10 protein-coding genes are annotated in these 8,955 nt (G+C 62.3%); 8 read left to right on the top strand and 2 right to left on the bottom strand.

The window, feature by feature from the left end; translation table 11 throughout:
• Both Q0349_RS14005 and Q0349_RS14000 read right to left on the bottom strand, forming a co-directional pair.
• The coding region (locus Q0349_RS14005; RefSeq protein WP_298081634.1) for a PIN domain-containing protein at positions 1-316 on the bottom strand (316 nt) is incomplete at its 3' end.
• Positions 316-561 carry a type II toxin-antitoxin system Phd/YefM family antitoxin gene (locus tag Q0349_RS14000; RefSeq protein WP_298081633.1) on the bottom strand — a complete coding sequence of 82 codons (246 nt, stop codon included), beginning with the start codon at positions 559-561 and terminating at the stop codon, positions 316-318. The genes Q0349_RS14000 and Q0349_RS14005, both read right to left, overlap by 1 nt.
• 102 nt (positions 562-663) lie before the next feature.
• Here Q0349_RS14000 and Q0349_RS13995 point away from each other — a divergent pair, with 102 nt between their 5' ends.
• From Q0349_RS13995 to apbC, 8 genes are all read left to right on the top strand, one after another.
• On the top strand, positions 664-1,551 hold the full coding sequence (locus tag Q0349_RS13995; protein ID WP_298081632.1) for a YhfC family glutamic-type intramembrane protease: 888 nt from the start codon (positions 664-666) through the stop codon (positions 1,549-1,551).
• Between the two features lie 543 nt (positions 1,552-2,094).
• Positions 2,095-3,177, top strand: coding sequence for a hydroxymethylglutaryl-CoA reductase (locus tag Q0349_RS13990; protein ID WP_366916336.1), 1,083 nt, complete (start codon positions 2,095-2,097; stop codon positions 3,175-3,177).
• Positions 3,174-4,196: a type 2 isopentenyl-diphosphate Delta-isomerase gene (gene fni / locus Q0349_RS13985; RefSeq protein ID WP_298081630.1), complete on the top strand. Its 1,023-nt coding sequence runs from the start codon at positions 3,174-3,176 to the stop codon at positions 4,194-4,196. The genes Q0349_RS13990 and fni overlap by 4 nt, the downstream gene beginning before the upstream one ends.
• A gap of 13 nt (positions 4,197-4,209) precedes the next feature.
• The gene (locus tag Q0349_RS13980; protein ID WP_298081629.1) at positions 4,210-5,355 is read left to right on the top strand and encodes a hydroxymethylglutaryl-CoA synthase; all 1,146 of its coding nucleotides are present in this window, start codon (positions 4,210-4,212) and stop codon (positions 5,353-5,355) included.
• 128 nt (positions 5,356-5,483) lie between these two features.
• Positions 5,484-6,338, top strand: a complete 855-nt coding sequence (locus tag Q0349_RS13975; protein ID WP_298081628.1) for a DUF1444 family protein — start codon at positions 5,484-5,486, stop codon at positions 6,336-6,338.
• A gap of 49 nt (positions 6,339-6,387) precedes the next feature.
• Entirely contained in the window at positions 6,388-6,945 is a 558-nt protein-coding gene (locus tag Q0349_RS13970; RefSeq protein WP_298081627.1) for a YiiX/YebB-like N1pC/P60 family cysteine hydrolase, read from the top strand.
• Between the two features lie 55 nt (positions 6,946-7,000).
• Entirely contained in the window at positions 7,001-7,777 is a 777-nt protein-coding gene (gene aroE, locus Q0349_RS13965) for a shikimate dehydrogenase (protein ID WP_298081626.1), read from the top strand.
• Positions 7,774-8,817, top strand: a complete 1,044-nt coding sequence (apbC, locus tag Q0349_RS13960) for an iron-sulfur cluster carrier protein ApbC (RefSeq protein ID WP_298081625.1) — start codon at positions 7,774-7,776, stop codon at positions 8,815-8,817. Before aroE ends, apbC begins: the two co-directional genes overlap by 4 nt.
• Positions 8,818-8,955: the final 138 nt, after the last annotated feature.

The following is an 8,955-nucleotide window of genomic DNA, read 5'->3' as shown; positions in this document are numbered from 1 at the left end:
CGTCGTTATAAGGACGCTGGTCGGGGACGTGCAGGCGGGCGCAGATGCGGGCGGTGTGGCGGTCAACCGGCAGGATGCGCGGCTCGAAGGTGGGCAGCACCGTTTCGTTCAGCCATTTTTGCAGGCGCAGAAACTGCGCCTCGTCGCCCCGGTGCTGCACCCGCAAAATGCCTTGCTCAATTTCCAGCAGGGTGATGACGCTCAGGTAGCAGCGGTCGAAATCAACCGTCCGCGTCCAGCGCGCCAATGCAGGATCGGCTTTCCCCTGGCTGATTTTGCGGATTTCCGAGAGAATGTTGGTATCGAGCAGAAACATCAGAACAATTCCTCGCGGTCGGCGATGATGCAGCGGGGAAATTCCACTTCAATCCAGTCCGATGCCGGATCGCTCAATTTTTCGGCCAGGCTCGGCTTGCCTTCCTGTAATGCCTTGTAGGCGGCGTAATTCATCAACACATAGGCGGGCTGGCCACGGTCGGTGATGCAAACGGGGGCGGTGTCGCTCATGTTTTTTGCCTTGGCGACGTTTTGGTTAAATTCGCGGCTGCTGATGGTTTGCATGGTGTCCTCCGGTGAAATGTAGCAACGTTTGCGCATTGTAGTCGCTTTTGCCGGATACTATCAACCGCCCCGCACCGTTTGCTTTCATTTCTGCATCGCAGTATGGTGCTGTATCCATTCCTGCCAGCGCACAGCTATGACGTTGGCGGTATTTTTTCCATAATGATTCCGGGAGGATTTATGAGCGGAATAGCCATTCATTTGCTGATTGCCCTGATATTGTTTCCCGTCATTTTGCTGGCGGCTGCGATTTATGCGCGGCGGAAATTCAAAATCCGTTTTGGCATGGTCGCGCTGGGCGCTTTGGCATTCTTTTTGGCGGTCAATATTCTGGAGCGGATGCTTCATTTTCTGGTTTTGCGTCCGGCAGCCAATGGCAGCATTGCGCTGATTCAACAGCATCCGTGGCTTTATGCGCTATATGGCGTCATGGCCGCCGCTATTTTTGAAGAAAGCGCGCGCTGGCTGGTATTCAAATGGGTACAGAAAAGGCGGGAATTGGCCAAGTCAGACGGGCTGGCTTATGGCCTGGGTCACGGCGGCATGGAAATGCTGCTGACGGGTGTGGCCATTCTTTCCCTTTATCTGATGGTTTATCTGGCACCGCCGGAATCCCGGGAAAAAATACCATTCATGATTATTACGCAGGCAGAAACGTTGTCAGCTACTGCCATTTATTGGATGGTGCTGGAGCGCGTCTTTGCGCTGGGTGCGCAGATAGTGCTGTCGTATTATGTGCTGTATGCGGCCGCAGATCGCAATATCCGTTTTTATTTTTATGCCATCCTGCTGCACGCCATGCTGGATTCACCCACCGCCCTGGTGCAGGCGGGTATTTTGGCAAAAGGATGGTTTTACGGGATGCTTGTCTTCGAGCTGGCCGTGCTGCCGGTTTTGTTCATTTTTTTGACATTCATGGCCAATCCGTTTTCCGGAAAGGAAAATACTGCAGCGAAGGCGCGTTGGCGCGGAAAGCGCAATATTTCCTGAAACTGAAAGGGATGTGTTTTTTAATCTGTTCCAATGGCACCCATTTGGATTGCGACACCGAATGTTCCCACCCCTGCAGGGCGAATTGTCAATCCAAGTGCAACATCTCTATCAAAATACTCTTCATAAGGTTTCTTCCACTGCAAACAGCAGCCAACCACGCCAGCAACGGTATCGGCTTCCCCGGCCACCAATGCGCTCCTGCCAGGCACTTTGACAGCTCATGCCCGACGGGGAAGTTGTCGCGTATGGGGTCGCCCTTGCGCCGGCAAGCCTTGTGTCTGTTGTCGTATTTCTCCTGCGCCGGACTGGCGCTGTAGGTTCCATCGAGAGGCACTGTTGCGCTCCAGTTCGCACAGAATTTATGTGTTCCCGTTCGGCTGGCGCAAGATGGCGATAGGCGCTCATTTGTGGTCTCCTGCAATGTTTTGAAATTTTTTGCAGTATCACTTATGAGCGTCTTTTTTGTTGCCCTTGCACTTGGATTGTAAATTCGCCGTAAACCCCCGCCGTTTCACAATGTGAAGCAGGCCGCGTGCTATAATCCGCGCCCTTCCCGGCCACCGTGCAGCCCGCCACATGACCCGCAACGACACCCACTCCACCCCCATTCCGACCCGATGGATCGGGCCGCTCACCATCTGCGGCAATGCCATGAACGACACCGTCCGCGTGCCGCTCGCTACTTATGAATCCCCACTCTGGCCTTCGACCGCGCGCGGTGCGAAGGTCGCCGAGCATTGCGGCGGCGTGCGCTGCACCATTGTCGATGAGCGCATGGCGCGCTCCGTCCTCCTCACCGCCGCCGATGCCGCGTCTGCCTTTGCCGCACTGCAATCTATCCGCGCCCGCCGCGACGAACTCGCCGCCGTCATCGCCGCCACCAGCCGTTTTGCCCGCCTGCTGGATCTGCACGCCGAAATCGTCGGCAATCTGCTTTATCTGCGCCTGGAATGCAGCAGCGGCGACGCTTCCGGCCACAATATGATTACCAAGGCCGCCGATGCCGCCATTTCCTGGCTGCTTGCCGAATACCCGCAGCTTGCTTACGGCTCGATTTCCGCCAATTACTGCACCGACAAGAAGGCGAGCGCGGTCAATGGCATCTTGGGACGCGGCAAAAACGTCGTCGCCGAACTCACCATCCCGCGCCGTATCTGCGAACGCCTGCTGCGCACCACCCCGGAGCAAATCGTCGCGCTGAACCTGCGCAAGAATTTCATCGGCGGCATCCTCGCTGGCAGTATCCGCAGCGCCAACGCGCATTTCGCCAACATCCTCCTCGCTTTTTACCTCGCGACAGGGCAGGACGCCGCCAATATCATCGAAGGCGCGCAGGGCATCGTCCACGCCGAGACGCGCGACGGCGACCTCTATTTTTCCTGCACCCTGCCGAATCTCATCGTTGGCACCGTCGGCAATGGCAAGGGCGACACGCTTGCCACCGTCGAAGCACACCTGCAAGCGCTGGGCTGCCGCGAAGCGCGACCCACCGGGGAAAACGCGCGCCGCCTCGCCGCCATCTGCGCCGCCACCGTCCTTTGCGGCGAACTGTCGCTGCTCGCCGCGCAAACCAACCCCGGCGAGCTGATGCGCGCCCATCTCGCGCTGGAACGCCGCGCATGAGCGACACCGCGCGCCGCAAACGCGAACACCTTGACGCCATCGCGCAAGACCCGGCGATTGAGCGCGGCGACAGCGGCTTTGCCGCCATCCGCTTGACGCACCGCGCCCTGCCTGAAATCGCCCTTGCCGACGTTGATACCCGCTGCGACTTCCTCGGCAAAACGCTGCGCCTGCCGCTACTTATCTCCTCAATGACCGGCGGCGACGACCCGGAAATCCGCCGCATCAACCACAACCTCGCGCAAGCCGCCGAACAGTGCGGTGTCGCCCTCGCCGTCGGCTCGCAGCGGGTGCAATTCACCAACCCCGCCGCTGAAGCGAGTTTCCGCCTACGCGACATCGCGCCGAACACCGTCCTCCTTGCCAACCTCGGCGCCGTCCAGCTCAACTACGGCTTCGGCGTTGAATACTGCCGCCGCGCGGTGGAAACGCTTGCCGCCGACGGCCTCTATTTGCACCTGAACCCGTTACAAGAAGCGGTGCAGCCCGAAGGCGATACCAACTTCGCCGGGCTTGCCGCCAAAATTGCCGCCGTCGCGCGCGCGTTGCCTGTGCCTGTTCTCTTAAAAGAAGTCGGCAGCGGCCTCTCGCCGGCTGACATTACTCTCGGCAAAGGCGCAGGCGTGCGCTACTTTGACCTCGCCGGCCGTGGCGGCACCTCGTGGAGCCGCATCGAACACCACCGCCGCCGCGACCCCGCCGACAGCCTCGGCCTGACGTTTCAAGACTGGGGACTGACCACCGCCGACGCGCTGCGCATCAACCGCGCCGCCCACCCGGACGTCATCCTCATCGCCAGCGGCGGTATCAGAAATGGCATCGACATGGCGAAAGCCGTGCTGCTCGGCGCCGAACTCTGCGGCATCGCCGCGCCCTTCCTCGCCGCCGCGCAAGACAGCGCCGCCGCCGTCATTGCTGCCATCAAGCGCCTTGAGCGCGAATACCGCACCGCCCTCTACCTCCTCGGCTGCCGCGACAACGCCGCCCTGCGCGACAACACCGCCCTCCTTCTTCCATAACAAGAGCCACAACATGAACATCGGCATCGACCAACTCAGCTTCTACACCCCGCACTACTACCTCGAACTCGCAGAACTCGCCGCCCACCACCAGATTGACCCCGGCAAATACCGCCTCGGCATCGGGCAAGAGCGCATGGCAGTCGCCCCGCCGGACGAAGACATCATCAGCATGGCCGCCAACGCCGCCGCCCCCATCCTGCAAGATTGCGGCACGGGCGGCATTGACACCGTCCTCTTTGCCACCGAAACCAGCATCGACCAGGCCAAATCCGCCGCCGTCAGCGCGCACCGCCTGCTGAACCTCCCCGCCAACAGCCGCACCATCGAACTCAAACAAGCCTGCTACAGCGCCACCGCCGCCCTCCAACTCGCCTGCGCCCACATCGCCCGCCACCCGGCGCGCAAAGTGCTGATACTCGCCGCCGACATCGCCAAATACGACCTCGACAGCGCTGCAGAGCCGACCCAGGGCGCGGCCGCCGTCGCCATGCTCATCAGCGCCAACCCGCGCCTCGCCACCATCGCGCCGGAAAGCGGCCTCTACAGCGAAGACATCTACGACTTCTGGCGCCCCAACCACCGCAAAACCCCGCTGGTGGACGGCAAATACTCCACCCTTGCCTACCTCAAGGCGCTGGAACACGCCTGGCAGGACTACCGCGCCAACGGTGGCTGCGCCTACGACGAGCACGCCGCCTACTGCTACCACCTGCCGTTTAACAAAATGGGCATCAAGGCGCACGCCCACCTCGCCCGCATCAACAACACCACCGCCCGCGACGACACCCTCGCCGCCGGACTCATATACAGCCGCGAAACCGGCAACAGCTACACCGCCAGCCTCTACGCCAGCCTCGCCGCGATGCTCGACAACCGCGACGACCTCGGCGGCAAAACCCTCGGCCTCTTCAGCTACGGCTCCGGCTGCACCGGTGAATACCTCGCCGCCACCATCCACCCGGATTACCAACAACACCGCCGCCGCGACGCGCACCGCGCCCTGCTCGCCGCACGCCAGGCGGTTGATTACGACACCTACCGCCAATGGTGGCACGCCGCTGACGGCACGGCAGACATCATCCTGCCCCGCCACAACCCGGCGCCGTACCGCCTCGCCGCCATCGAAAACCACCGTCGCCGCTACGACACGCCTTAAAAAATAACCCCCTCCCCCTGTGGGGGAGGGTTGGGGTGGGGTTCGCCTGCATACCTCGCTGTTATTCCGACATAGACGCAGCCCCACCCTAAAAATGCCAGACGCCCCTCAATCAGCCGGAGCTACCCATGAACGTCCTCGCCAAACTCTTCCGCAAAAAGCCCGCGCTACTCGACTGGCGCGCCTTCATCGAACACTTCGCCGCCCGCGCGCGCGAACGCGGCTATCCCGCCGACATCCATTGGGGCGAAGACCTTGCCCGCAGCAGCATTACCGTCAGCACCGCAGACGGCGGCAAATACGCCGCCTATCTGGACACCGCCTGGCAGGAATACCAAAACGCCCCGGAGGCGCTGGACGCCATCATCACCGCCCGCCTGAACGCGATGGGTCAAATCGTCGTCGGCATCACTATGGATGCAGGCAAAATCTACCCCAACCTCAAACCCGCCGCCTGGGTCGAAGCCGCCAGACAAATACAACACGACAACAGCACGCCTCCCGGCGGTCTCCTCAGCCAGCCGCTGGCGGGCGAGCTGCACCTCGTCTATGTCATTGACACCGGAGACGCCTTCCGCACCCTGCAGCGCAGCGATCTGGCCGAACTCGGCATCGCCGACGAAGACGCCCTGCAACAAACCGCGCTCGCCAACCTGCGCCAATACAGCGCGGGCCGCGCCGAAAACCACGACTACGGCAGCGGCATCCACCGCCTTGTCCTCGACGGCTTCCTTGATGCCTCGCTCATCCTCATCCTGCCGCAGCTAACCGGCATCGGCGACCACCCCGACGGCATCCTCCTCGCCGTCCCCGCGCGCGATGCACTGCTCTACTGCGATGCCGACGACACCGCCGCCATCCGCGTTCTGCAACAGCTCGCACAAGAGTTGCACGGCGCGGCGCCTTATCCCGTCTCCGCCCGCCTCTACCATCTGCAAGACGGCGAACTCGACGAATACGCACCCCCGGTGGCATCCGTCTGAGCGACGGCACGCCGTCGCCTGTACCCTCCGGCCACTAAAGCCGCATCGCATGAAAACCAAACGTCTCCTGCCATTCCTTTTGCTCCTGCCGCTGCCACTGCTCGCCGCTGTCGCCCCGGAAAATCTCGCCGTGGGCGACTGGGTGTTTCGCGCCGGTACCGGGCAGGAAAGCGCGCTGATTCGCTATCTGGATGATGGCGCATACTCGCACATCGGCATCGTCGTTGCCGTCGCGCCGGAAATTCGCATCGTGCACGCGACGACTGACGATGACCCCGCCCATCCCAATCAGGTAATTGCCAGCAGCTTCGCCGCCTTTACCGATCCGCGGCTGGCGGGTAGTATCGCCGCCGCCCGTCCCGCGTTTCTCGATGAGGCGGAGCGTGTGCAACTGGCAACCGCGGTCGCCGAGCAAATCGGCCAGCCATTTCACCTGCGGGCGCGCGAGCAGTCGCCGCGTTATTGCACTACTATCATTTACGACGCGCTCACCACGCTGCGCCCTGCTATCCACGCCCGTTGGCATCACCTCGAACTGCCGCTGCTCCAGGGCGACTACCTTTTTCCGCAGGCATTGGCGGAATTGCCCGGATTGGAGTGGTTGTGAACATGACCCGCCCTGATTGGCGCATCCCGTAACCCGACACACCACCGCAAAAACCATGACCCACCACTGCGCCGTCATCGGCAACCCCATCGCCCACTCGCGCTCGACGGAAATCCACGCGGGCTTCGCCGCCGCGCGCGGCATCGAGCTGCAATATGACCGCATCCTCGCCGCAGATGAAGCGGATTTTGCCGCCACCGTCGCCCGCTTCTTTGCCGACGGCGGGCGCGGGCTGAACATAACCGTCCCCTACAAACAAACCGCTTACCGCCTCTGTGAGCGCACCACGCCTTACGCGGCGGCGGCTGAAGCCGTCAATACCTTGTGGCAAGAAAACGGCGAGCTGCACGGCGACAACACCGACGGCCGCGGCCTCTGCCTCGCCCTGCAAGAACACGGCATCAGCCTCACCGGCGCCCGCATCCTCATCCTCGGCGCGGGCGGCGCGGCGCGTGGCGTCATCCTGCCGCTGTGTGAGGCGAACCCGGCGGTGTTGCACCTCGCCAACCGCACTCCCGCCAAGGCGGAAGCCGTCATCGCCAGCCAACAACCGCTGACCACCGTGCCGCTCGCCGCCTGGGCGCTCACCGACCTCGCCCGCCTCGACGCCTACGACCTCATCATCAACGCCACCTCGACCGGTCTCAGCAATGAGCCGCTCGCCCTGCCCGCCAACATCGCCCATTGCGCGAGCCGCGCCTACGATATGCAATATGGCAAAACCACGCCGTTCCTCGCCTGGGCAGCGGCACAACGAATCACCGCGCACGACGGTTACAGTATGCTCGTCGCGCAAGCCTGCCTCTCCTTCCAACAATGGTTCCCGCTATGAACACCGAACGCCTCAAAAACTACCGCGACCCCGTCCTTGACCTGCAACCCTTCGCCCACCCCGGCGCCCTGCGCGACAACGGCGACGGCAGCATCACCCTCGCCCCCGGTTTCCCCGCCGCTAGCGAAGAAAGCCGCTGGCGCGACAACCTGCAAGCGCTCGGCATTGATGCCAGCAAACTGCGCTTTGACTACACCATTGAAAGCCAAAACGTGCAAAGCGGCCTGAAACCCTACCCCGGCGTGAAAAACATCATCGCCGTCGCCTCCGGCAAAGGCGGCGTCGGCAAATCCACCCTTTCCGTCAACCTCGCCATCGCCCTGCACCAGCTCGGCGCGACGACCGGCCTGCTCGATGCCGACATCTACGGCCCCAGCCAGGCGCGCATGCTTGGCGGCGCGACCCGCCCGGAAAGCACCGATGGCCGCACCATGCAGCCCATCCTCCGCCACGGCCTGCAAACGCTGTCGCTGGGCGACCTCGTCGAAGAAGACACGGCAATGATTTGGCGCGGCCCCATCGTCACGCAAACGCTCTTGCAACTCTTCCGCGAAACCCGCTGGAAAGACCTCGACTACCTCATCATCGACCTGCCGCCCGGCACCGGCGACACCCAACTGACGCTGTCGCAACAAATCCCGGTCGCCGGCGCGGTCATCATCACCACGCCGCAGGACATCGCCCTCTTGGACGCCAAAAAAGCCAAAACCATGTTTGACAAAGTCGCCGTCCCCGTGCTGGGGCTGGTGGAAAACATGAGCAGCTACACCTGTCCCAACTGCGGCCATGAGGCGCACATCTTCGGCAAGGACGGCGGAAAACTGCTGGCGGTCAGCCATCACCTGCCCTACCTCGGCGACGTGCCGCTGGACATTCGCATCCGCGAAGAAACCGACAACGGCAACCCGACCACCGCCGCCGCCCCGGAGAGCGACATCGCCAAACGCTACCGCACCATTGCGCTGCGCACCACCGCCCACCTCGCCGCGCGACAAAAAACGGAGACACAGGCGTTCCCGAAAATCGTCATTGAGCGCTGAAACACATGCCCGCGCGATAACAAACAGCCCCTTTCTTCAAGCATGAAGAAAGGGGCTGATTATTTGGGGAGAATGCCGCTAAAGGCTGTTTACAATTGAAAAATCTCCCTCCCCTGCAGGGCGAAGCCCGCAGCGGGG

The organism is uncultured Cardiobacterium sp. (genome assembly GCF_938028185.1).
GTDB lineage: Bacteria > Pseudomonadota > Gammaproteobacteria > Cardiobacteriales > Cardiobacteriaceae > Cardiobacterium.
The sequence above is the reverse complement of the archived record's forward strand: the minus strand, read 5'-3'. Positions and strand labels throughout refer to the sequence as shown.

What these genes read in the sequence shown, in the direction of transcription:
- Q0349_RS14000 (WP_298081633.1), bottom strand. Translation starts at nt 561, where the DNA reads ATGCAAACCATCAGCAGCCGCGAATTTAACCAAAACGTCGCCAAGGCA.
- Q0349_RS13995 (WP_298081632.1), top strand. Translation starts at nt 664, where the DNA reads ATGGTGCTGTATCCATTCCTGCCAGCGCACAGCTATGACGTTGGCGGT.
- fni (WP_298081630.1), top strand. Translation starts at nt 3,174, where the DNA reads ATGAGCGACACCGCGCGCCGCAAACGCGAACACCTTGACGCCATCGCG.
- Q0349_RS13980 (WP_298081629.1), top strand. Translation starts at nt 4,210, where the DNA reads ATGAACATCGGCATCGACCAACTCAGCTTCTACACCCCGCACTACTAC.
- Q0349_RS13975 (WP_298081628.1), top strand. Translation starts at nt 5,484, where the DNA reads ATGAACGTCCTCGCCAAACTCTTCCGCAAAAAGCCCGCGCTACTCGAC.
- Q0349_RS13970 (WP_298081627.1), top strand. Translation starts at nt 6,388, where the DNA reads ATGAAAACCAAACGTCTCCTGCCATTCCTTTTGCTCCTGCCGCTGCCA.
- aroE (WP_298081626.1), top strand. Translation starts at nt 7,001, where the DNA reads ATGACCCACCACTGCGCCGTCATCGGCAACCCCATCGCCCACTCGCGC.
- apbC (WP_298081625.1), top strand. Translation starts at nt 7,774, where the DNA reads ATGAACACCGAACGCCTCAAAAACTACCGCGACCCCGTCCTTGACCTG.